Origin of the sequence: Streptomyces griseoruber, assembly GCF_001514205.1 — a bacterium.
GTDB classification, from domain to species: domain Bacteria; phylum Actinomycetota; class Actinomycetes; order Streptomycetales; family Streptomycetaceae; genus Streptomyces; species Streptomyces griseoruber.
The window spans coordinates 93,033-114,288 of sequence record NZ_KQ948781.1 but is presented as its reverse complement, the minus strand read 5'-3'; the positions used below and the strand labels follow the sequence as shown (position 1 = coordinate 114,288).

22 protein-coding genes and 1 pseudogene are annotated in these 21,256 nt (G+C 71.8%); 15 read left to right on the top strand and 8 right to left on the bottom strand.

Going from position 1 to position 21,256, the window contains the following annotated elements; all coding sequences use genetic code 11:
• The first annotated feature begins 540 nt into the window (after positions 1-540).
• Positions 541-1,332 (top strand): COG4705 family protein, encoded by a 792-nt coding sequence (locus tag AQJ64_RS37045; RefSeq protein WP_055638129.1) that lies wholly within the window; start codon positions 541-543, stop codon positions 1,330-1,332.
• 29 nt (positions 1,333-1,361) lie between these two features.
• Here the strand turns inward: AQJ64_RS37045 and AQJ64_RS37040 are convergent, their stop codons facing one another.
• From AQJ64_RS37040 to AQJ64_RS37020, 5 genes are read right to left on the bottom strand one after another with little or no spacing between them, the layout of a single operon-like run.
• Positions 1,362-2,741: a sensor histidine kinase gene (locus AQJ64_RS37040; protein ID WP_055638124.1), complete on the bottom strand. Its 1,380-nt coding sequence runs from the start codon at positions 2,739-2,741 to the stop codon at positions 1,362-1,364.
• Positions 2,738-3,400 carry a response regulator transcription factor gene (locus AQJ64_RS37035; protein WP_055638125.1) on the bottom strand — a complete coding sequence of 221 codons (663 nt, stop codon included), beginning with the start codon at positions 3,398-3,400 and terminating at the stop codon, positions 2,738-2,740. The genes AQJ64_RS37040 and AQJ64_RS37035 overlap by 4 nt, the downstream gene beginning before the upstream one ends.
• Positions 3,354-4,163: a phosphatase PAP2 family protein gene (locus tag AQJ64_RS37030; RefSeq protein ID WP_055638126.1), complete on the bottom strand. Its 810-nt coding sequence runs from the start codon at positions 4,161-4,163 to the stop codon at positions 3,354-3,356. Before AQJ64_RS37030 ends, AQJ64_RS37035 begins: the two co-directional genes overlap by 47 nt.
• Positions 4,160-4,768 (bottom strand): phosphatase PAP2 family protein, encoded by a 609-nt coding sequence (locus AQJ64_RS37025; RefSeq protein WP_055638127.1) that lies wholly within the window; start codon positions 4,766-4,768, stop codon positions 4,160-4,162. Before AQJ64_RS37025 ends, AQJ64_RS37030 begins: the two co-directional genes overlap by 4 nt.
• Positions 4,765-5,433 carry a DedA family protein gene (locus AQJ64_RS37020; RefSeq protein ID WP_055638130.1) on the bottom strand — a complete coding sequence of 223 codons (669 nt, stop codon included), beginning with the start codon at positions 5,431-5,433 and terminating at the stop codon, positions 4,765-4,767. The genes AQJ64_RS37025 and AQJ64_RS37020 overlap by 4 nt, the downstream gene beginning before the upstream one ends.
• 135 nt (positions 5,434-5,568) lie before the next feature.
• On the opposite strand from AQJ64_RS37020, the gene AQJ64_RS37015 reads away from it, so the two are divergent.
• Both AQJ64_RS37015 and AQJ64_RS37010 read left to right on the top strand, forming a co-directional pair.
• Positions 5,569-5,937: a BlaI/MecI/CopY family transcriptional regulator gene (locus AQJ64_RS37015; RefSeq protein ID WP_055638128.1), complete on the top strand. Its 369-nt coding sequence runs from the start codon at positions 5,569-5,571 to the stop codon at positions 5,935-5,937.
• Positions 5,937-6,866, top strand: coding sequence for a M48 family metalloprotease (locus AQJ64_RS37010; RefSeq protein WP_059203354.1), 930 nt, complete (start codon positions 5,937-5,939; stop codon positions 6,864-6,866). Before AQJ64_RS37015 ends, AQJ64_RS37010 begins: the two co-directional genes overlap by 1 nt.
• 272 nt (positions 6,867-7,138) lie before the next feature.
• On the opposite strand, the gene AQJ64_RS37005 is transcribed toward AQJ64_RS37010, so the two are convergent.
• Complete coding sequence (locus tag AQJ64_RS37005; protein ID WP_055631963.1) at positions 7,139-7,705, bottom strand: class I SAM-dependent methyltransferase; 567 nt, start codon at positions 7,703-7,705, stop codon at positions 7,139-7,141.
• Positions 7,706-7,837: 132 nt separating this feature from the next.
• Here AQJ64_RS37005 and AQJ64_RS51880 point away from each other — a divergent pair, with 132 nt between their 5' ends.
• The 7 genes from AQJ64_RS51880 (at position 7,838) to AQJ64_RS50285 (ending at position 14,793) form a co-directional block, all read left to right on the top strand.
• Positions 7,838-9,136: a sensor histidine kinase gene (locus tag AQJ64_RS51880; protein ID WP_063788653.1), complete on the top strand. Its 1,299-nt coding sequence runs from the start codon at positions 7,838-7,840 to the stop codon at positions 9,134-9,136.
• On the top strand, positions 9,133-9,831 hold the full coding sequence (locus tag AQJ64_RS36995) for a response regulator (protein WP_055631930.1): 699 nt from the start codon (positions 9,133-9,135) through the stop codon (positions 9,829-9,831). Before AQJ64_RS51880 ends, AQJ64_RS36995 begins: the two co-directional genes overlap by 4 nt.
• 719 nt (positions 9,832-10,550) lie before the next feature.
• The gene (locus AQJ64_RS36985) at positions 10,551-11,489 is read left to right on the top strand and encodes an ABC transporter ATP-binding protein (protein ID WP_055631932.1); all 939 of its coding nucleotides are present in this window, start codon (positions 10,551-10,553) and stop codon (positions 11,487-11,489) included.
• On the top strand, positions 11,486-12,325 hold the full coding sequence (locus AQJ64_RS36980) for an ABC transporter permease (protein ID WP_055631933.1): 840 nt from the start codon (positions 11,486-11,488) through the stop codon (positions 12,323-12,325). The genes AQJ64_RS36985 and AQJ64_RS36980 overlap by 4 nt, the downstream gene beginning before the upstream one ends.
• A 27-nt stretch (positions 12,326-12,352) precedes the next feature.
• On the top strand, positions 12,353-13,639 hold the full coding sequence (locus AQJ64_RS36975) for a sensor histidine kinase (RefSeq protein WP_055631964.1): 1,287 nt from the start codon (positions 12,353-12,355) through the stop codon (positions 13,637-13,639).
• The gene (locus AQJ64_RS36970; protein WP_055631934.1) at positions 13,636-14,304 is read left to right on the top strand and encodes a response regulator; all 669 of its coding nucleotides are present in this window, start codon (positions 13,636-13,638) and stop codon (positions 14,302-14,304) included. The genes AQJ64_RS36975 and AQJ64_RS36970 overlap by 4 nt, the downstream gene beginning before the upstream one ends.
• Positions 14,305-14,619: 315 nt before the next feature.
• On the top strand, positions 14,620-14,793 hold the full coding sequence (locus AQJ64_RS50285; RefSeq protein ID WP_206189614.1) for an ATP-binding protein: 174 nt from the start codon (positions 14,620-14,622) through the stop codon (positions 14,791-14,793).
• Between the two features lie 7 nt (positions 14,794-14,800).
• Here the strand turns inward: AQJ64_RS50285 and AQJ64_RS36965 are convergent, their stop codons facing one another.
• On the bottom strand, positions 14,801-15,844 hold the full coding sequence (locus AQJ64_RS36965) for a bile acid:sodium symporter family protein (RefSeq protein WP_055631935.1): 1,044 nt from the start codon (positions 15,842-15,844) through the stop codon (positions 14,801-14,803).
• Between the two features lie 92 nt (positions 15,845-15,936).
• On the opposite strand from AQJ64_RS36965, the gene AQJ64_RS36960 reads away from it, so the two are divergent.
• The 3 genes from AQJ64_RS36960 to AQJ64_RS36950 all read left to right on the top strand — a co-directional run bounded on the left by AQJ64_RS36960 (position 15,937) and on the right by AQJ64_RS36950 (position 19,309).
• A complete protein-coding gene (locus tag AQJ64_RS36960) occupies positions 15,937-16,776 on the top strand; it encodes a COG4705 family protein (protein ID WP_055631936.1) in 840 nt (279 codons plus the stop codon).
• A 156-nt stretch (positions 16,777-16,932) separates the two neighbouring features.
• The gene (locus tag AQJ64_RS36955) at positions 16,933-17,862 is read left to right on the top strand and encodes a COG4705 family protein (RefSeq protein ID WP_055631937.1); all 930 of its coding nucleotides are present in this window, start codon (positions 16,933-16,935) and stop codon (positions 17,860-17,862) included.
• A gap of 196 nt (positions 17,863-18,058) precedes the next feature.
• Positions 18,059-19,309, top strand: a complete 1,251-nt coding sequence (locus tag AQJ64_RS36950; protein ID WP_055631938.1) for an MFS transporter — start codon at positions 18,059-18,061, stop codon at positions 19,307-19,309.
• A gap of 162 nt (positions 19,310-19,471) precedes the next feature.
• Here AQJ64_RS36950 and AQJ64_RS36945 read toward each other — a convergent pair.
• Positions 19,472-19,918 (bottom strand): annotated as a pseudogene (locus AQJ64_RS36945) (IS110 family transposase); the annotation flags it as partial.
• 664 nt (positions 19,919-20,582) lie between these two features.
• On the opposite strand from AQJ64_RS36945, the gene AQJ64_RS36940 reads away from it, so the two are divergent.
• Together AQJ64_RS36940 and AQJ64_RS36935 are read left to right on the top strand one after the other, a co-directional pair.
• Positions 20,583-21,071 carry a GNAT family N-acetyltransferase gene (locus AQJ64_RS36940; RefSeq protein WP_055631939.1) on the top strand — a complete coding sequence of 163 codons (489 nt, stop codon included), beginning with the start codon at positions 20,583-20,585 and terminating at the stop codon, positions 21,069-21,071.
• Positions 21,068-21,256 carry a hypothetical protein gene (locus AQJ64_RS36935; protein WP_055631940.1) on the top strand — a complete coding sequence of 63 codons (189 nt, stop codon included), beginning with the start codon at positions 21,068-21,070 and terminating at the stop codon, positions 21,254-21,256. The genes AQJ64_RS36940 and AQJ64_RS36935 overlap by 4 nt, the downstream gene beginning before the upstream one ends.

Sequence of the window (21,256 nt, the reverse complement as noted above, 5' to 3'; positions counted from 1 at the left end):
GTGACCGCCCAGGTGGGGCCCGCGAGCACGGGAGGGAGCAGGTCCGGGTCCGACAGGCGGTGGCTGCCAAGGCCCGAACCACAGCCGCGGCCGCGCACCCCGCCGTCGATGGGCCGGCCCCGGCCGGGTGGCCCGCCCCGCGCCGCTCCACCCGGCCTCCCGGTACCCACCGCGCCCGCGCCTCAGCCGGAGGCCGACGACGGCGACCGGGACCTGGTCCTCGAGGACCTGACTCGCGAGCAGGTCCTGGACCGGCGCACCACCCGCGCCGCCCGCGACCACCAGGTCGTGGCCGACCACATCGACCGATACAGCGAGCACTCGGCGTCCGCGACGAAGGCCCTGGTGAACACGGTCGCCAGGCCGATGCCGGCAGACCACTGGTACCACCGGCCGCACGCTGCCGACCAGTGCATCGGCCACTGTGTTCAGGTCGCGTTCAGGTCCGGCTGGGCCTCGGGCAACTCCCGCACCGGAAGCGCCAAAACTCTGGCAAAGGGGTCTGGGACGAGAGCCGGGCCTCATGTCATCGTGCCTGCCATGTCGACTGATCACCTCACTCATGACCGGCCCGCGGGCCACGTCCGTCACGCGGCGAGCAAGGTGCCGGAGGTGACCGTCTACTTCTGGATCATCAAGGTGCTCACGACCGGCATGGGCGAGACGGCCTCCGACTGGCTTGCCCACCTGCTCGGCCCGATCCCCGCGGTCGGTGTCGGCGGCATCGCCTTGGTGGCCGCCCTGGCGGTCCAGTTCGCCGTCCGGCGGTACGTGGCCTGGGTCTACTGGACGGCGATCGTCATGGTCAGCGTGTTCGGCACGATGGCCGCCGACGTCCTGCATGTCGGCCTCGGCGTGCCCTATGCGTTCTCGACCCCGTTCTTCATGGCCGCGCTGGCTGCCGTCTTCGTCCTCTGGTATCGCAGCGAACGCACTCTGTCCATCCACAGCATCCACACCCGGCGCCGCGAGACCTTCTACTGGGCCGCCGTGCTGGCCACCTTCGCGCTGGGCACCGCCGCGGGCGATCTGACCGCCACGATCGGCTTCGGCTACCTGGGTTCCACCGTCCTGTACGCAGCCGCGATCGCCGTTCCGGCCGTCGCTCACCGCTGGGGCGGCCTGAACGCAGTCGTCGCTTTCTGGGCGGCGTACGTCATCACCCGCCCGCTCGGGGCCTCCGTCGCCGACTGGATGGCCGTCGGCCACGATCGCGGCGGACTCGACCTGGGCCTGGGGCCGGTCACGCTGTCCTGGACGGTGGCCATCCTCGGCTTCGTCGGCTACCTGGCCGCCTCTCGTAAGGACATCCGGCACGACGTCGTGCAGTGAGGCGCGTGTGCCGCAGAGCGGGGCCGATGTCACCCGGCAGGGAGGCTGACGACGAATCGTGCCCCGGGGCTGTGTTCGGGGTCGTACGTCACCTCGCCGCCGGCGGAGCGGGCGAGGCGTCGGGCCAGCGGCAGCCCGAGGCCGGCACCGCGGTGTCCGTCGCCCGGATCCGCACGTTGACCGGGCTCGAAGAGCCGTGAGGCGAACGGGCGCGGTACGCCGGGCCCGTCGTCGATGACCTCGACGCGTACGCCGTCGGGTGTGCGGTGGGCGCGGACGGCGACCTTGGAGTGGGCGTAGCGGCAGGCGTTGGTGAGGAGTGGGCTGACGATGCGTTCGAGGAGGGCGGGCGGGATTCCGGCCACCACAGGTGGGCCGTCGGCGGTGACTGTCAAGTGAGCCGGCACATCCGGCAGTTCGGTGAGTCGTCGTAGCGCGGGCAACACCACGGCGGTGCCCGGCGCGGTGGGTGTCCCGCCACGTGCGTCGTCCAGGAGAGTGTCGCAGATGGTGCGCATGGACTGGGCGGCGTCCGCGATGACCCTGTGGGTGGCGTGGGTCTGGTCGGCGCTTCGGGGGCGAGTCTGCCACCAGTCGAGTTCGGCGATGATCCGGCTCAGGGGCGTACGCAGTTCGTGCGAGAGTTCCCCGGTGAGCTGCCTCTCGTGTCGCAGGAGTGTGCGGATGCGGTCCAGTATGGCGTCCAGCGACGTACCGAGGCGGGCCAGTTCCGCCGGGTGGCGCGTACTGCCGAAGCGTTCTTCGGAGGCGACGGCGCTCCACTGGGTGGCCTGGTCGGTCATCGTGCGGACCGGGCGCAGCGCGCGGCCCACCGCCAGCCGGGTCAGGGCATAGGTGCAGGCGAGCATCACGCCGTCCAGGGCGAGTGACCCCATGAGCAGGGTGTCGGCCGAACTCCGGTAGGGGGAGAGGTCGAGCGCGGTGACCACCAGAACCCGGCTCTTGTCGGCGGGTACCGGCTGGGAGCACAGCCTGAGGGGGCCGTCGACGTCGGCGGTGACGCACCGCCGTCCGCCGCGCTCGGCGAGGGCGTCGGCGACGTGGGTCAGGGAGCCGGCGTTCGGCGGCTCTTCCAGCAGGCGTCGGTCGGCGTAGATCCAGACGTTGGTGTCGAGGAGGGCGTCGTTGGAGGTCTCCAGGACGCGTACCGTCCTGCGGCTGGTGTCGATGGTCGTCGCGACGGCTGCGGCGCGGGTGCGCAGTTCGTCGTCCGCCTGGTGCTGGAGGCGGTGCTCGGCCACGGCGTTGAAGGCGACGGTGAGGACCAGCATCAGCAGCGCGGCCGTGGTGACGGCCACCAGGGACAGCCGGCCGCGCAGAGTGCGGGGTGCCAGACGGTGGAGGAAGGCGGTCACGGCGGGCCGCAGCCGGTGGCGGATCCCGCTCATGACAGGCGGTGGCCGATCCCGCGGGCCGTGCCGATCGTCCGGTCGCTGCCCGCCTCGCGCAGCTTGCGGCGCAGTCGGGTCAGGTACTGGTCGAGGGTGTTGTCGTGTACTCGGGCGCCTTCGGGCCAGCCCGCCCGGACCAGCTCGCGGCGGCGCACGATGTCGCCGGAAGCCGCCATGAGCGCGGCCAGGAGACGGAACTCCGTCGGCGTCAGATCGACTCGGGTGCCCCGCACGCTCACCACGTGCCGGACGGCGTCCAGTGCCAGGTCTCCTGCTGTGGCGGCAGGCGGCGGCGCGGCCCGTTTGAGGGCTGCCCGCAGGCGGGCGGCGAGTTCGGCGAGGTGGAAGGGCTTGGGCAGGTAGTCGTCGCCGCCGGCCGAGAACCCGGACAGCCGGTCGGTCAGCCGGTGATGGGCGGTCAGGAAGATGACGGGGGAGAGGAATCCGTTCGCGCGCATCGCCTGGCACACGTCCCGTCCGTCGGCGTCGGGCAGTCCGACGTCGAGTACGGCGGCGGAGATGTCGGGGGTGGCCAGCCGCAGCGCGGTGGCGCCGTCCGGCGCGGGGACGGGGTCGAAGTCCTCGTCGCGCAGTCCGCGCATCAGCACGTCACGCAGGGCGTGATCGTCCTCGACGACCAGGATCGTCTGGCGCATGGTCCTCCCTCTGCTCTCGTGCCACGTCCGTCTGCTCTCGTGCCGGGCCCGTTCGGCCTCCTGCCGCGCCCATCGGTTCTGTTGTCCCGCGCGCTGTGTCCGTGTCTGTCATGCCGAGAGTCAACCGCTCGGGCAGCCACCAGGCCGCGGCGCACAGGCATACCCCCAGCCAGCCGAGGGCGAACAGCCAGCCGCCGACCACGTCGGTGAACCAGTGCACCCCGAGGTAGACGCGGGTCAGCCCGACCAGCGCACCCCAGCCGCCTATGACCAGGGCGAGCACCGTCCTGCCACGCGAGCCACGTATGTGGACCGCGATGATCAGCAGGCCCGCGGTGAGGGCCGCTGTGGTGGTGTGACCGGACGGGAACGCCGATCCCGAGGCATGCGTCGCCCAGTCCGACAGGGGTGGCCGAGGCCGGGCGACGAGCGTCATCACCGCGTACCGCAGTGCCTGGCCCGCCCCGAGGCAGGCCAGGCAGAGCGCGGCGGCGAGCGCGCGCCGGCGGAGGGTGCGTCCCGCGATGATTCCGGCCAGCGCGGCCAGTGCGAACGGGACGACGCCCGTCCCGGTGGCGGTCAGTCCGCGGGCGAACGCCACCGCCACGTCCGGCCGGTGACCGACGGACCACGAGAGAAGGTCGGCGTCCGCGAACAGCGGTATGCCGTCGCGGCCCACCACGACCATGGTCAGTACGCCGAACGCCGTCCAGGCGCCGAGTCCGCAGCTGCCGGCCAGTTCGGCGACGTCAGCGCGCTTCATGAGGGCATGACCAGCAGCGGCCGCAGGCGGGTCGCCGTGAGCCGCAGGGCCAGGGCCTGCACATGCCTGCGCAGTGCCGACATGACGAGCAGAGCGGCCAGAGCGCCCACCACGACCCCTGCCAACACGTCGTGGGGGTAGTGCGCGCCGACCCAGATCCGCGCGGCCGCCATCGCCCCGGCGGCCGGCGCGGCTACCGCGCCGAGTCGGCGGGAGACGAACAGCAGGGCGACGGCCGCCGCGGCGGCGATGGCCGCGTGGTTGCTGGGGAAGGACCAGTCGCCGGGCGCCGGACACGCCTCCAGCGTGGCCACCCGCAGGCTCCGGCAAGGCCGGTTCTCGCGCACCAGCAGCTTCAGCGCTGCGTCCACCCCGTAGGCGACGACCACGACGAACGGCACGGCGAGCGCGGTCACCGACGCGGTGGCGCCCAGCCGCCGGGCGCGCCACCAGCCGACGGCCATGAGGACCGCGAACAGGGCGAGCCCGTACGTCGACCACGCCGACACGGTGTCGTCCAGCCATGCGGGAGCGTGCCGGGCGAGGTTCACCACGTTTGTGTAGGCCGAGCCGTCGACCGACGAGCCGTTGAAGGCGAGGATCATCCGCGTGCCGCCTTCGCCTTGGCATCCCGGCGCGAGCGGTACACCTCGGAGGCGACCGGGATCAGCGACAGGGCCACGATCACCGCGACGATCGGCAGCAGATACCGGTCCACGTCGGGTACGGAGGAGCCCAGCGCGTAGCCCGCCAGGGTGAGACCCAGGCTCCACACCAGCCCGCCGGTCACCTGCCACAGGGTGAACGTCCGCACGGGCACGCGCAGGGCGCCGGCCATCGGGTTCAGGACCGTGCGCACCACCGGCACGAAGCGGGCCAGGACGATCGCCTTCGCGTGTCCGTAGCGCTCCAGCAGTTCCTCGGCGCGTTTCGCGCCCTCGTGCAGGCGGGCCGAGCGGCTGCGGGCGAGGAGGGTACCGCCCGCTCTTCGGCCCAGGAGGTATCCGCACTGTGCGCCCGCCAGCGCGCCCACCGCCGCGGCGATCAGGAGCGGGGCGAGGGAGAGTTTCAGGCCGCGGTCGGCGGTGCCGGTGCACAGCAGACCGGCCGTGAACAGCAGTGAGTCGCCCGGTAGGAAGAAGCCGATCAGCAGGCCGGTCTCGGCGAACAGCACCACGCCCACGCCCAGCACGCCGAACGCGGACAGCAGCGACCGGGCGTCCAGCACATTGACGGCGAGCTGCGACGATAGGTGCATGGCTGTGGTCATCGTCGGGAGCCCCTTCATCGTTCTTCCGGACTGTCGGACGCGGCAGCACGGCGGCATGGCGGCATCCAGCGACTGACTACAATCTTGTAGACGGTCTACTGAACTGTAGACGATGGCGGAATGAGGAACGTTCCCATGACGGACGCGAGGGACGAGAGGCGGCCGGCCGGCGAGCTCGAAGCCGCCGTCATGGCCGCGCTATGGGCCGCCGGAGCCCCGCTCACACCCGGGCGTGTGCAGACCGAACTCGGCTCCGGCCTGGCCCGGACGACGGTGGCGACGATACTGACGCGTCTGCACGAGAAGGGTGTCGTCGACCGTGAGCGGCAGGGGCGTGGCTACGCCTACTTCCCCGTGCAGGACGCTCCCGGGCTGACCGCCCGGCGCATGCACACCGAACTCGACCGGGACACCGACCGGGAGACGGTCCTGGCCCGCTTCGTCGCCCAGCTCAACCCCGGCGACGAGCAACTCCTGCGCCGGCTCCTGGAGGGTGACGAGTGATGACCGCCCTGCTGCTCCTACCGCTGGTTCTGCCCTTCCTTGCGCCGACGCTGGCCCGCCGGACACTCGATCGCCTGGCCCCCGCCACCGCGCTGTGGGTCCTCACCGCCTCGGTCCTGGCACTGGCGGGGGCCTGCGTGGCCGCCCTCGGCGCCCTGGTCCTGACCGGGCTGCTCAAGCTCCCCGCCTTCGCCGCCCTCGGTGAACTCATCCACCCCCTGCGAACCCCCTCGGACTACCTCGTCCTCCCCGCCGCCGCGGCGGCCACCGGAGTGCTCACCGTCAGCGTCTGGACCCTCGTGCGCTCGGCCTTCCGGCAGACCCGCGCCTTCCGTACCGCCCGCACACAGGCCGACCGCCGCCCCGCCGCCGGTGACCTGTGCGTGATCGACTCGCCCGATCCGGACGCGTACGCGCTGCCCGGACGGCCCCACCGCATCGTCGTCACCACCGCCATGCTGCGCAGCCTGGGACCCGCCGAGCGCGAGGCCCTCTTCGCCCACGAGCGCGCCCACAACCAGGCCGGCCACCACTACTTCCTGGCAGCCGCCGAGATCGCCGCCCACTGCCACCCCGCTCTTCGCGCCGCCCGAGACACCGTCCGGCTCGCCGCCGAGCGGGCCGCCGACGAGGCCGCCGCGGAGGTCACCGGAGACCGACGCCTGATCGCCACGGCCATCGCCCGCGCAGCCCTGGCCGGCCACGCCTCCCCGTCCACGCGTCCCGACTTCGCACCCGCGGCGACGACCGGCCCGGTGCCGCAACGCGTCGCCGCCCTCCTCGCCCCCTCCGAGAAGCGCTCGCGCACCACCCGCCGCACCGCCTTCCTCCTCGTGGCCTGCACGGTCCTGTCCGTCGCCGCCGGAACAGCCGGCGTCGTCGACTTCCACCACGAGGTCGAGGTCGCCCAGGGCGAGGAAGGTCCATGACCGCCTCGGAGCGGTGGTCGACCACGAGGATCACTCTGTCCGCCGAGTGATCACCCACGAGCGAGGATCGGCTCCAGCAGCCGGAACAGGTCGCCGGTGGCATCGGCGGCACCCAGCGCGGTGAGGGCGCCGAGAGCCAGAATGGGCGCCGCCCGTAACCACAGCCCTGGCGGCGGGGCGATCTGGAGAGCTGCGATACGGCGGTTGACCGCGCGGTCGGTGAAACCGAGTCAGGGCCTGGGCCTTCCCGGCCGAGGCCCTCGCCCTCGCGGTCAATGCTTCTGGGTGGCTCGGTGCACGAAGGCGGGCGGGAGGTTCGCCCACACCGCCTTCGAGCGTTCCAGCCGGTCGAAGCGGCAGGCGAGTTCGGCGGTGAGGTCGCGGGCGGGCGGAGTCCAGGCCGCGTGCAGATAGGCGAAGGTGGTGAAACGGCCGCCGGGCGTGAGGACTGCGGTCACGGCGTCCAGGATGTGCCCGCGCAGTTCCCGTGGCATGACCGTCCACGGCAGCCCGGAGACCACCGCCTCGACGGGTCCGCCCACCGTCTCGGCCACCTCGGCGGCCGAACCCCGTATCACGGTCAGCCGTGTGTCGCGCCGGGTGACCGACAGCCGTGCCGCGAGCACCGGGTTGAGCTCGATCGCCACGAGTCGTGCGTCGGGCGCGAGCCGGGCGAGGATCGCGTCGGTGAACGCCCCGGTTCCCGGGCCGAGTTCGACAACGGTCCGGGCCCTCTCCAGATCGATGCCTTCGGTCATCGCGTGCGCCAGCTGTCGTGAACTGGCCGCTATGGCACCGGTCATGAGAGGCCGTCTGAGGAACTCGGTGGTGATCGACATGGCGGCCATGGTGGAAGCGCCACGGGTGGCCGCACGTCGTGTTCCCGGCCGGTGCGTGTACGACCGGGGGTGGACCCCGCGACGCCCGTCAGGACGATGTGGGGGAGCGGGTCCCGGCCGTAGCGTGAGGTGGTGCATCGGCTGATCGAGACTCTGCCCCGCTTGCGGCGGGGCCACCCGTGGCTGACGGACGTCCTGCTGCTCGTGCTGGTGGCGGTGCCGCCGGTGATCCGCCCGGAACCGGGCTGGCGGCCGGTCTGGGTCCAGGCGGGCGTGTACGCCGCCCTGGTGCTGCCCCTGCTGTGGCGCCGCCGTCGGCCGGTGCTCGTCGCGGGCCTGGTGACGGCGGCGTTCTGGGCGCAGTTTCTCGGGCAGGTGTGGGGACTGGAACCGGGACGCGGCGCCGTCGCCCTGGCCGCGGTCCTGGCCACCCTCACGGTGCGTGGCCTGCGCCGGGCTGCCGCGGCGACGGTGGTCGGTGCCGCGGGCTGCGTGCTGCTGTGGATTCCCGCGTGGCAGCGGGACTACGGGGGCCCGGGCGCCCGCGGGGCCTGGCTCACTCCGCTCGCGGTGGGGCTGCTGCTGGCCGGAGCCTGGGTGTTCGGCGAGTACGTCCGTGCCCGGCGCGCCTACATCGCCGAGTTCGAGCGGCGGGCCGCGCTCGCCGAGTCGGAACGTCTCGCCCTGGCGCGGGTCGCCGTCGCCGAGGAACGGGCGCGCATCGCCCGCGAGATCCACGATGTCCTCGCGCACAGCGTGAGCGTGATGGTGCTGAACGCCGAGGGCGGCAGACTGATGCGGCAGGTCGACCCCGCCGTCGTCGATCGCACCCTCGGCGTCATCAGCGCGACCGGCCGCGAGGCCCTGGGGGAACTGCGCCGGCTGCTGGAGGTGCTGCGCACCCCCGGCGCGGACGCCTCCGCCGACGGCTCCGGCTCCGGTCCCGATGGGGCGGCCGAGCACCTCTCGGCCGATCTGCGGCGGCTGGTCGGACGCCTCAACACGAGCGGCAGGCACGCCCTGCTGGACCTTCGCGGGGAGCGGGACGGCCTTCCGGCGGATCTCACCGTACAGACCTACCGCATCGTGCAGGAGGCGCTCACCAACGTCGTCAAGCACGCCCCGCCGGACGCCACGGTCCATGTACGGGTCGACACCGGCAGGCAGGGGCCCGGGCGGCTGATCCGCGTCAGGGTGGAGAACTCGGCCGGAGCGCGAGCCGGGACGGAAGCGGGAGCGGGGACGGAAGCCGGAGCGGCGGCCGAGCGTCCCGCCCCGCTGCTCCCGTCCGGTCGCGGGCTCACCGGCATGCGCGAGCGCACCGCCCTGTACGGCGGGAGTGTCGACGCCGGGCCCACCCCCGGCGGTGGCTACCGGGTCGCCGCCACCCTGCGCCCCGCCGGGCTCCAGCCCACCACGGCGACCCCATGACCGGCCCGGGCCCGACCCCGGCTCGCACCGTGTCCTCGTCCCGGGTGCTGATCTGCGACGACCAGGAGCTGATCCGGATGGGGCTGCGCATGGTCGTAGACAGCCAGCCCGACCTCACCGTGGTGGGCGAGGCCGCCGATGGCGACGCGGCGATCGCGGGCGTGGCCGCCCTGGAGCCGGACCTCGTCCTGATGGACGTACGGATGCCCGGTCTGGACGGGCTCGCCGCGACCGAACACCTGTGCGCGCAGCCCGATGGGCCGCGCATCCTCGTCGTCACCACCTTCGACCTCGACGAGTACGCCTACGCCGCCCTGCGGGCCGGTGCGAACGGCTTCCTCGTCAAGGACGCCCCCGCCGAGGAGATCCTGGTGACCGTCCGGGCGGTGCTGCGGGGCGACGTCATGGTGGCGCCCTCGCTCACCCGGCGCCTGGTCGAACGCTTCGTCCTGCACTCCGCCGCACCCGCACCCGCCCAGTGCAGCCGCCTGGCGGCTCTCACCGAACGGGAACGGGAAGTGCTCGCCCTGGTCGCCCGGGGACTGGCCAACGGTGAGATCGCGGACCGCCTCTTCGTCGGGGAGACGACCGTCAAGACCCACCTCGGCCGGATCCTGACCAAACTCGGCCTCCGGGACCGCATCCACGCGGTGATCTTCGCCTACGAGAGCGGGCTGGTACGGGTCGGGGACTGAGCGGCGACGGGCCTCCCACCCGGTGGCCCGCATCGGCGTGCGGGTGACAGGTCATGGCGGGCCCCACGTCCGGAGCGGGCGGGGAAGATCACGGGCGGGATCCCTGGACCGCACTCAGTGGGTCCGGCGCCCCTCTTTCACGCCGGGTCCAGCAGCCGGCGGATGTGCTCGTACTCGGCGGCCATCTCCGGTGTGGCGAGGAAGTCGTCGAGACCGGCGGGCACGTAGCTCTTCCAGCAGGATGCCGTCACAGATCGCCGCCGAGCCCGTCGTGCAGCTCGGCGGCGCTGATCGTCAGGACGTTCGCGCAGGCGGTGGTCAGCGCCGCGGGCCTCTTCGGGGAGTTCGTCCTCGGTCGCACCGCGCAGCAGTTCCGGCCGCACCGGAGGGGTGACCGTCTCCTCTCCGAAGACACGGACGGGTCCTCGGTGGCTCCGACGATCAGCCGGAGAATGTCCGCCTTGAGTTCGCTGTAGTCCACGCCCTCGGCCCAAGCAGGGGGTGACCGGGATCCGCGCCCAGGGGCAACGGGATGGTAGCGGACACAGGCGGGCCGGGAGCGGGCCGGCAGCAACCGCGCTGGGCGCGTAGTACCGCGGTACTACGCGCCCGGCCCGGTTCAGCCTCCCGGTACCACCGGATTCGGGTGATTCGGCACCTAGCGTGGCCGGTGAGGCGTCCGAAGCGACGGACTCCGGAGCCCGACAGGGAGAACGCGGATGATCGACGCACGGCAGTTGACCAAGAAGTACGGCGAGAAGACGGCCGTCGACGGGCTGGACTTCGTCGTGAAGCCGGGCACGGTGACCGGCTTCCTGGGGCCCAACGGCGCGGGCAAGTCCACGACCATGCGCATGATCGTCGGCCTCGACGCCCCGACGAGCGGCTCCGTCACCGTGAACGGCCACCACTACGCCCGCCACCAGGCACCGCTCCAGGAGGTCGGCGCCCTGCTGGAGGCGAAGTCGATCCACCCGGGCCGTTCGGCGTACCAGCACCTCAGGGCCCTCGCGCTGACCCATGGCATTCCGGGCGGCCGGGTCGACGAGGTCATCGACCTCGCGGGACTGGGCAGTGTGGCGAAGAAGCGGGCCGGCGCCTTCTCCCTCGGGATGGGCCAGCGGCTGGGTATCGCGGCGGCGCTGCTGGGAGATCCGCAGACGGTGATGCTGGACGAGCCGGTCAACGGGCTGGACCCGGAGGGCGTGCTCTGGATCCGCAACCTGCTGAAGGGGCTCGCCGACGAGGGCCGGACGGTGTTCGTGTCCTCGCACCTGATGAGTGAGATGGCCCTGGTGGCGGACCACCTGATCATCGTGGGGCGCGGGCGGCTGCTGGCGGACACGACCGTGGCGGACCTGATCCGCGAGGCGGGCGGCGACACGGTGAAGGTGGTGACACAGGACCCTGCGCGGCTGCGGGACGTCCTGTCCGGGCCGGGCGTCGACGTCACCGGCCGGATCAGCTCCGAGGAACTCCAGGTGACGGGACTGACAGCCCGCGAGATCGGACTCAAGGCCGCCGAGCACGGCATCGCGCTGTTCGAGCTGAGCGCGCGGACCGTGTCACTGGAGGAGGCATTCATGGACCTGACCAGGGATGCCGTGGAGTACCACGGCTCCACGACCGGAATCGACACCCTCGGGAGGCCCGCATGAGCACCCTCACCGCAACCGCCGAGGAATCCAGGACCGCTCCCGTCCGCCCCGCCTACCGGGTGACCGGACGACGCGTGCTCTCCTCCGAATGGGCCAAACTGTGGTCCCTGCGCTCGACCTGGATCACCCTCGGCCTCGGCCTGCTGTTCCTGGTGGCCTTCGGCCTCATCTCCGCCAGCCGCTACAAGTCGGGGATCGACTCCGGCCACATGGACCGGGACTTCGCAGACTCGACGGCCGTCAGCCTGTCCCTCTTCGGTACGAACTTCGCCCAGCTCGCCCTGGGCGTGCTCGGCGTGCTGGTCACCGCGGGCGAGTACTCGACCGGCATGATCCGCTCGACCCTCGCGGCGGTGCCGCGCCGTCTGCCTGTGCTGTGGTCCAAGGCGGCCGTGTTCGGACTGGTCGCGCTGGCCGTCGGGACACTGGGCGGATTCGTCGCCTTCCTGATCGGGAGCGGAATCGTCTCGGGCACGCCCGCGGCCATGAGCCTCTCGCACGCGGGTGTTCTGCGGAGCCTGCTGGGCGCGGGGCTCTACCTCGGCCTGGTCGGGGTGATCGGCACCGCTCTGGGCGCGCTGCTGCGGTCGGTGGCCGGCGGCATCTCGGTGCTGGTGGCCGCCCTGATGCTGATCCCGGGACTGATCTCCCTGCTGCCGAGTTCCTGGCAGGACGACATCAGCCCCTACCTGCCGTCCAACGCGGGAGAGGCGATGTTCGCGCTCACCCACGACTCCACGACCCTCTCCCCAGGCGCCGGACTGCTGGTCTTCCTCTGCTGGACGGCGCTGGCACTGGGCGGCGCCGCGTACCGGCTCGTGCGCAGTGACGTCTGACGACTGCACCATGGACAGGTGACGTCCGTGACCACCGATGACATCAGCGGGATGGGACCGCTGGTCGCCCGACTCTCCCGGGGCGGCCAGCGGTTGCGGCACGCCGACCGGACACATCCCTGGGTGCTGGACACCGCCGTCGTGGTCCTGGTCTTCCTGATGTTCTGCCTGCCCGACCTGTTCCACGGCAGGGTGGACGACGGGGACGGCGACGGCCCGCGCCGGTTCCGGCTCGCCTTCACCCAGCTGCCCGTCGCGGGAATGCTGGCGCTTCAGGCCGGACTGGTGCTGCCCCTGCTGTGGCGGCGACGCAAACCCCTCGTGGCGTTTACCGCCATCACGGCGGTGTTCGTCCTGCAGTGGTCCCTGGGCGCGGCGCTGCGCGCGGACGTCGCCCTGTTCATCGCGCTGTACAGCCTGGCCCTGCACGGGTGGCTCCGGCAGCTGCCCTGGGCCTGTGCGGCCACGGTCGGCGCGATGGCGCTGGTCGCGGTCCGTGTCTCCTCTGCCGTGTCCGTCTGGGACGCGCTGTTCTTCCTGCTGAGCACGGCGACCGCGGCACTCGCGCTCGGTCTGATGGTACGGATCCGCCGGGCCCAGCTCGCCGGACTGCGGGAACGGGCCGCCCGGCTGGAGATAGAGCGCGACCAGCGCAGCAGGCTGGCCACGGCCACCGAGCGCACCCGGGTCGCCCGCGAGATGCACGACATCGTCGGCCACAACCTGTCCGTCATCATCACGCTCGCCGACGCCGGCGCCTACGCCACCGACATCGCTCCCGAACGCGGCAAGGAGGCCCTCCAGCTCATCGGCGACACCGGCCGGCAGGCCCTCGGTGAACTGCGGCGGGTGCTCGGCGTGCTGCGTGAGGCCGCGGACGGTCCGAAGGGCGGGCCCGAACTCAGCCCGCAGCCCGGCATCGCGGACATCGAAGCGCTGTGCGCCAAGGTGCGCGCCGCCGGTCGCGAGGTCGTCTACCGCACCTCCGGCGACGTGGACGCCCTGGACAGCGGGATGCAGCTGACGGTGTACCGCATCGTCCAGGAAGCCCTCACCAACACCCTGAAGCACGCCGACACCGACACCCTGGTGCGGCTGGCGATCGTCGAGAAGGACGCCCGGCTGACCGTCCGGGTTCATGACACCGGCCCGGCCACCCCGTCCGGACCGCCGAACGAGGAAGGACACGGCCTGGTGGGTATGCGGGAGAGAGCGGCTCTGTACGGCGGGACCGTCAGCGCGGGGCCGACGGGCGGCGGAGGCTGGAGCGTCGAGGCCGTCCTCGACCTCACGCCTCAGGGCGGTGACCGATGACCACCGTGCTCATCGTGGACGACCAGCCGCTGCAACGCTACGGCTTCCACCTGCTCCTGGACTCCGTCCCCGAGACCGACGTCGTCGGTGAGGCCGCCCATGGCGCCGAGGCCGTCCGCAAGACGGCCGAACTGCGCCCGGACGTCGTCCTGATGGACGTCCGCATGCCCGGCATGGACGGCATCGAGGCCACCCGCCGCATCATCGCCTCCGGTGGCCGCTCCCGCGTCCTCGTGCTCACCACCTTCGACCTCGACGAGTACGTCCACGCCGCCATCCGGGCCGGCGCCAGCGGCTTCCTCCTCAAGGACGCACGCCCCGAGGAACTCCTCGCCGGCATCCGCGCCGTCGCCTACGGCGACGCCGTCATCGCGCCCGCCCTCACCCGCCGCCTCCTGGACGAGTACGCCCGCTACGTCCCCTCCCACCGCGTGGACTCGCCCGAGGACCCGGGACTCGGCTCCCTCACCGACCGCGAACGCGAGATCCTCGTCGCCGTCGGCAAGGGCTGGACCAACGGCGAGATCGCCACCCGCTTCGTCCTGTCCGAGTCCACCGTCAAGACCCACGTCGGCCGGGTCCTCGCCAAGATCGGAGCCCGCGACCGCATCCAGGCCGTGATCTTCGCCTACGACCACGGCCTTGCCCGGCCCAACGCGGACTGAACCGACAAGAGGCGGCCGGGAAGGCCGGACAGCCTCCCCTTCCGTCAGAGTTCCAGGCGGTAGCCATGCCCCCGCAGGGTGGCACGGTGGAGGAGGTGCTGCGCCTGTTCCGCTCCCGCGGCTGGAGTGGGGGATCCCTGAGGCGTCGGACGACCTCCGCGTCCCCGGCGCCCCCGTCACCGAGATCCTCGGTGTCCTGCTGGACAAGGCCCGTGTCCACGGGCGGGGGACCGTTCGCCTCAGGGCCCGCGACCTCGGCGAAGCCGTCGCCTTCGACGTCACCGACGAGGGCGCGGGGACGGCGAGGCGGCCCGGTTGTTCGACCGTCACACCGGCGCGGCACCGGGCTTCGGCATCGGCCTGTTCCTCGCCCGCGACCTGGCCGTCACTCTGGGCGGCAGACTCTCCCTGACCGGCCGCCGTCCTGCCACGTTCCCTCTGCTCGTCCCCGTACGCCAGGAGGAGGCCGGTCCGGCGGGCGGCGGCTGAGCCTGGTTCAGGGGCCTGCCGGGGGAGCGGGGTCGCGCCGCAGGCGGGTGACGATGCGGCTCGCGGCGGTCTTCTGGAGCAGCCCGTACGCGAGGACCGGCAGCAGCAGGTGGGGTTTGTCGGGCAGGGAGGCGGTGATGAGGACCGCGCTGGCGCTGCTGTTGTTCATGCCGCAGGCGAGTGTGAGCGACGAGGCGGTGCCCGCCTCCAGTCGCAGGACGCGGGCGGCGGCCCGGCCGAGGGCGAAGGAGAGCAGGCAGACCAGGGCGGCCACCGCCAGGGCGGCGGCGAACAGCAGAGGGCGGGGCCGGGTCAGGACGGAGCCCAGGGCGCCGCTGGCGTTGACGTAGGTCAGGAGCAGTGAGCCGGTCAGTGCCAAGGGCGTCACCGTCAGCTGGAGGCGGTGCACCGGGCGCTCGGGCAGGACGAGCGCGCCCAGGAGGCCCGCCGCACAGGGAAGGACCACGGAGGTGAGGGCGAATCCGCCCTCCGCCAGCCGGCCGGTGGCGGCGAGGGTGTGTGCGTAGCCGCCGCTGAGCAGCGGCGCCAGCGTCGCCAGCAGCAAGGGGGTGGTGAGCGGGCTGAGGAGGGTGGAGGCCAGGACGAGGCCCACCATCGTCGGCTGGTCGCCGTCGCCCTTGTCGGTCCACACGGTGGCCCCGGCGGCGACGGGCATCGCCACGACGAGGATCATCGCGGTGAGCAGTCCGCTGCCGCCGTCGGCGTCGGGGGTGCGCCGCAGCAGGAACGCGACGAACGGCAGGACCGCCAGCGGGATCGCGAAGTGCAGCACGAGCCCGGCGAGCAGTGTCTTCGGCCGTCGCACCAGGCGGCCCAGCGCGCGGACAGGTACCTGGAGTCCTGCCGAGAACAGGACCAGGGACAGCAGGAGCGGTGCGGTGTGCAGTGTCAGGTGCGTCGGCGGGAGCGGTACTGGATGGGGGCGGCGCAGCCACAGGCCGGGGCCGGGCAGGAACAGAGCGAGGGCGTAGGACATGACGACGACGCGGCCGAGCCGGTGCCGCAGCCAGGACACGGCGCGGGTGTGCATGGGCCCATCGTGATCAGGCCGGACCCGGAGGGCCGGGAAAGCCGCGCGGCAGTCAGGATGCGTTCAGGCGACCGCTGGCACCGTCTGGCCCCATGACCTACGAACTCTCCGAGACCCCTGAGGCCGAACCGGGCACGCGTGCCTCTGCTCGTCCGTCCCACCATCTGCGCTGGAACAAGGTCCCCGAGGTCACCGCCTATTTCTGGATCATCAAGGTGCTGTGCACGACCGTCGGCGAGACCGCGGCCGACCTGCTCAACGAGAAGGCCGGTCTGGGCCTGACCGGCGTGTCGGTCCTCATGAGCGCGTTGCTCGCGGTCGTCCTGGTCGTCCAGTTCCGCACCCCCGCCTATCGCGCGGGGGTGTACTGGCTCGCCGTCGCCCTGATCAGCGTTGTCGGCACGCTGATCAGCGACAACCTCACCGACAACATGGGCGTACCGCTGGAGACGACCACCGCGGTGTTCGCCGTCCTTCTCGCCGTCGTGTTCGTCGTCTGGTACCGGCGCGAGCGCACCCTCTCCATCCACAGCATCGACACCACCAGCCGCGAGGCGTACTACTGGCTGGCCGTACTGTTCACCTTTGCCCTCGGAACGGCGGGCGGTGATCTGGTCTCCGAGCGCATGGACCTGGGCTACTGGCTCGCGGCGGTCCTGTTCGCGCTGGCCATCGCCGCCGTGGCGGTCGCGCACTTCGCGCTGGGCCTCGACGCGGTGTGGAGCTTCTGGATCGCCTACATCCTCACCCGTCCGCTCGGCGCCTCGATCGGCGACTACGTGTCCCAGCCGACCGGCGACGGCGGCCTCGGGTTCGGCACCGTCGTCACGAGCGGGCTCTTCCTGGCGGTCATCCTCGGTCTGGTGGTGCACCTGATGGTGACCCGCAAGGACGTCGCGGACCCTGCGCGTGTGACGCGGCAGGCGGCCTGAACGGTTCGGAAGGCGTTCAGGAAGCGTTCAGGCGGTCACCGACAAGGTCGGACACCACGGCCGGCCTCCGCGGTCGGCCCGTGTGTCGCGGGGCGCCGGTCCTCCTTGCGGAGACGGGTGCCCTTTCACACCCCCCACGAACAGGAGTGTCCGACCATGGAGAATCCCGAAGTCCTCACCGACTTAGACGTTGCCGCCGGGCCGCAACGTGGCGCGACCACGGCCGGGTCGGTGATGAAGAAGCTGCCCGAGGTCACCCTCGCGTTCTGGATCATGAAGGTGGCCGCGACGACTCTGGGTGAGACGGCCGGTGACCTCTTCGCGCAGACCCTGAAGGTCGGCTACTTCCTCACCACGGCCGCCCTGTTCCTGCTCTTCGTGGTGACCCTGGTCGTTCAGTTGCGCTCCCGCAGCTACAACCCGTTCTTCTACTGGACGGTCATCCTGTCGACCAGCATGGCCGGCACCACGATGTCCGACTTCATGAACCGCGATGCCAGCGCCAAGTACCTCTCGAGCGGCGCCGCTTCGCTGGGCTGGGGACCGCAGGGCCTCGGCCTCGGATACCCGACGGGCGCGGCGATCCTGATCTCGGTCCTGGTCGTCGTCTTCGCCGTGTGGAAGCTGACGGGGATGACGTTCGTCATCCGGGACATCGTCAGCTTCCGCGGGGAGACGCTGTTCTGGTCGGCGATCCTCGTCTCCAACACCCTCGGCACTTCGATGGGCGACTTCCTGTCCGACAGTTCGGGCCTCGGCTACGCCGGCGGGGCGGCGCTGGTGACCGGTGTCCTGCTGGTACTGGTGGCCCTGATGAGGGCGCCCGTCGTGCCGAACGTGCTGCTGTTCTGGATCGCCTTCGTGCTGACCCGCCCGCTCGGGGCGACGGCCGGTGACTTCCTGACCAAGCCGGTCGCGAAGGGCGGTCTCGACCTCGGTACGGCGGGTTCGTCGGCCGTGCTGTTGGCCGTGCTGATCGGTCTGACGGGTTACGCCCAGGCTCGGGAGCGCCGCCGCCTCGCCCCGTCCGCGGTTCTGCCTCCGGAGACGGGCGAGTACGACCGGGCCATCGAGCGGGTCGATTGAGCGTGAACGGTGCCACGCTCGTCTGGCGGGGCGGGAGAGTGTCCTGCGCGCGCCTCCGCCTCTGACTGCTACAGCGTGGTGAGAGAGGATGCGCCTGTCGGATTCGTCCGGTGAAGAGGAGAGCGCCAAGGAGGTGGTCCGTGTTCACGTGGCCATGCCCGGCCCGCCAGGCACGCGACACCCTGGGGAGGAGTTCGTGAAGCCCGCCCGCACCACGTCTGTCACGCCCGAACCGTCGGGCGGACCCGCCCGGGGGCTCTCGGCGTGGCGGTTCGTGGTGGTGTTCGGGGGCGTCAGTCTGCTGATGGACTTCGTCTACGAGGGCGCTCGTTCCGTCACCGGCCCACTGCTCGCCCACCTGGGCGCCTCCGCGGCCGTGGTCGGCGTGGTCACGGGGGCGGGGGAGGCCGCCGCGCTCGGACTGCGTCTGGCGTCGGGACCGCTGGCCGACCGCAGCCGCCGCTTCTGGACGTGGACGATCGCCGGATACGTGCTGACCGCGGCCACCGTCCCGGTGCTCGGTCTGACCGGTGTGCTGTGGGTGGCCTGCACCCTGGTGATCGCGGAACGTGTCGGCAAGGCCGTGCGTTCCCCGGCCAAGGACACACTGCTCTCGCACGCCACCGCCGCCACCGGAAGAGGCCGCGGCTTCGCGGTCCACGAGGCGATGGACCAGGTCGGCGCTCTTGTCGGCCCGCTCACCGTGGCCGGGGTCCTCGCCCTCACCGGCGACGACTACGCCCCGGCGCTCGGGCTGCTCGCGCTGCCCGGCGTGGCCGCCGTCACGCTGCTGCTCTGGTTGCGTGCCAGGGTTCCCGATCCGGTCGGCTACGAGACCACCATCGGCACGGCGGCGCCCGAGGAGCCGCCTCCTGCCGGGTCCCGGGAGAGGAAGCTGCCGCGGGCCTTCTGGGCCTACGCGGTCTTCACCGCAGCGACCCTGACCGGTTTCGCCACCTTCGGGGTGCTCTCCTACCACCTGGTCGTCCGGCACTTGATGCCGACCGCGATGGTGCCGGTGCTGTACGCGGCGGCCATGGCCGCGGACGCGGTGGCGGCGCTGGCCACGGGCTGGCTGTACGACTGGTTCGGCGCCCAGGTCCTGGTCGTCCTGCCGCTGCTGTCCGCCGCCGTTCCGGTCCTGGCCTTCACCGACACGGTGGGAGTGGCCGTGGCGGGGGCGCTGGTGTGGGGCGCCGCGGTCGGCGTTCAGGAGTCCACGCTGCGTGCCACCGTCGCCGACCTCGTACCCGTGGGCCGCCGGGCCACCGCGTACGGCGTCTTCGCCGGGATCATGGGTGCGGCCGCGTTGGTCGGCGGCGCCTTGGCCGGAGTCCTGTACGACATCTCCGTCCCCCTTCTGATCGTCGTCGTCGCAGGCATCCAGACCGTCGCGCTCGTTCTGCTGTGGGTCACCCGGGCCGTGCGCTCCACGCTCGTCCACTGAGTGCCGAACCTGTGGGCATGCACGGGCGTGCTCGTCACCACGCTGCTTGGCGGCGCGGCATGGAGCGGCGGACACCTTCGCAAGGGCAAGACCCGACGCGAAATCTGAGTAATTGTCAATTCCGGTGGATCAGTGGTGCCCTTCAGCCTTCCTCGGGCTTCTGATCGGGGCGCGGTTGCACACCGTGTCCTGCTGGGCGCGGGCGGGGACGGCGATCGCCCGGACCAGTTCGGAGTCGGCGGGCAGCGGCCGGTGCACGTCGGTGTCGGTCCGCAGGACGTCGGCCAGCGTCATCGCGTCGGCGTGGTCGGACTTCGCGCGGGCACTGCGGTGCCGCTCGCGGTAGCGGGCCACCGCCATCGGATTGATCGAGTACACCTTGCGGCCGGTGGTGCGCAGGCCGGCGAACACCAGGCCGCGGGCGGTCTCCACCGCGACCGGTATCGGGCCTTCAGCGCAGTCGCCGGCTTCTGCGAGCAGGGCAGGCAGCCGGCGGAAACCGTCCGCGTCGTCCTTGATGCGCTGCTTGGCGACCAGCTTTCCCGTCTCGTCGACCAGAGCCACGTCGTGGTGGTCTTCCGCCCAGTCGATCCCGCACGTGATCGTCAACTTCAAGCTCCCTACTCTTCGCCCGCCTGGTGTGTGAGCCTGCGCAGAGCGCGCCGCGACCTGACAGGAGGGGATCGATGGCCCGACATCCGATGAGCAGTTCGCAGCCCCGGCTCCCCGCACGGTCCCCGGCCTCTGGAAGGAGCTCGGCGGCTCGCGTGGTGAGGGAGAGGTGGCCGTACGGACGGCTCAGGTCACGATCATGACGTCATCGTGGAGATGTGCGACGTGCTCCGGCAGATGCACGGTGACGGGGCCTCTGCCTGTGGAGCGGAGTCCGGCTCCAGGTCTTGAGCAGGGGGCACCCGTCACCGTGCAGTGCTATGAGGTCTTGAGCATTGCTCCGCGAAAATCGTCCGATGCCTCAAACGCTACGCTGCCCAGGAGGTCTTCCACCTGGTCAGGCCCACACAGGCGTAGCCCCCGTCATAGGGGCAGTGTGTGATCGCTTGTGACACGGCGAGGCCCATTACCTTCGTCCGTTCCGGCGGGGACCTCCGTGCGGAGCCGTGAGACGCCGAAGCCGCACCGAAGCGCTCCGGCGCGGCTTCGGCGTGAGATCGGTTGCGCTCGCACGAGTGGTTCCCGGGAGCGGTACAGGAACGCCTGCCCGAGCAGCCGACCCGCCGCAGGAAGGCACTTCCCGGTGCGAAATACTCTCCCGATGAGTTCACGCACTTCCCCGATCAGCCAGCCGATCACGATACGGAGGGCCGTCGCGCGGGATGCCAAACGGCTCACGCGGCTCGTGCGTGGCTCAGGCGCCTACGAGGGTATGTACGCGGCCGCAGTGGCGGGCTACCGGGTCGGCCCTGATTACATCGAGGCCCACCGCGCCTTTGTGGCCGTCGGCGCCGACGAGCATGGAGGCCGGGTCCTCGGGTTCTACTCGCTCGTCCTCGCGCCACCGGAGCTCGACCTGCTGTTCGTCGCCGACGAAGCGCAAGGACGCGGTATTGGACGGCTGCTCGTCGCGCACATGCAGGCCGAGGCCCGTGCCGCCAGGCTCGACTGTGTCAAGGTCGTGTCGCATCTTCCCGCCGAGGACTTCTACCACCGCGTTGGTGCGGTGCGGACCGGGACCGCGTTCGCGAACCCGCCCGCCGTGCCGTGGGACCGTCCCGAATTCGAGTTTCGCATTCCTTCGGAGTGACGCGGTGTGCCGGTTGGCAGGGCACCGGCTTCGCCTGGATGGTGGCCGGCAGGCAGGAGCCGCTGGACGCCGCGCGCTCCGTGTGTGCCATCGCCCTCGCGAGGGGCCTGAGGTTGGAGGAAGCCCTCGCCGTGCTGGGCGCCGGCGGTCTGCCGGCCGCCGAACTGCACCGGCGTCTGCTCTGA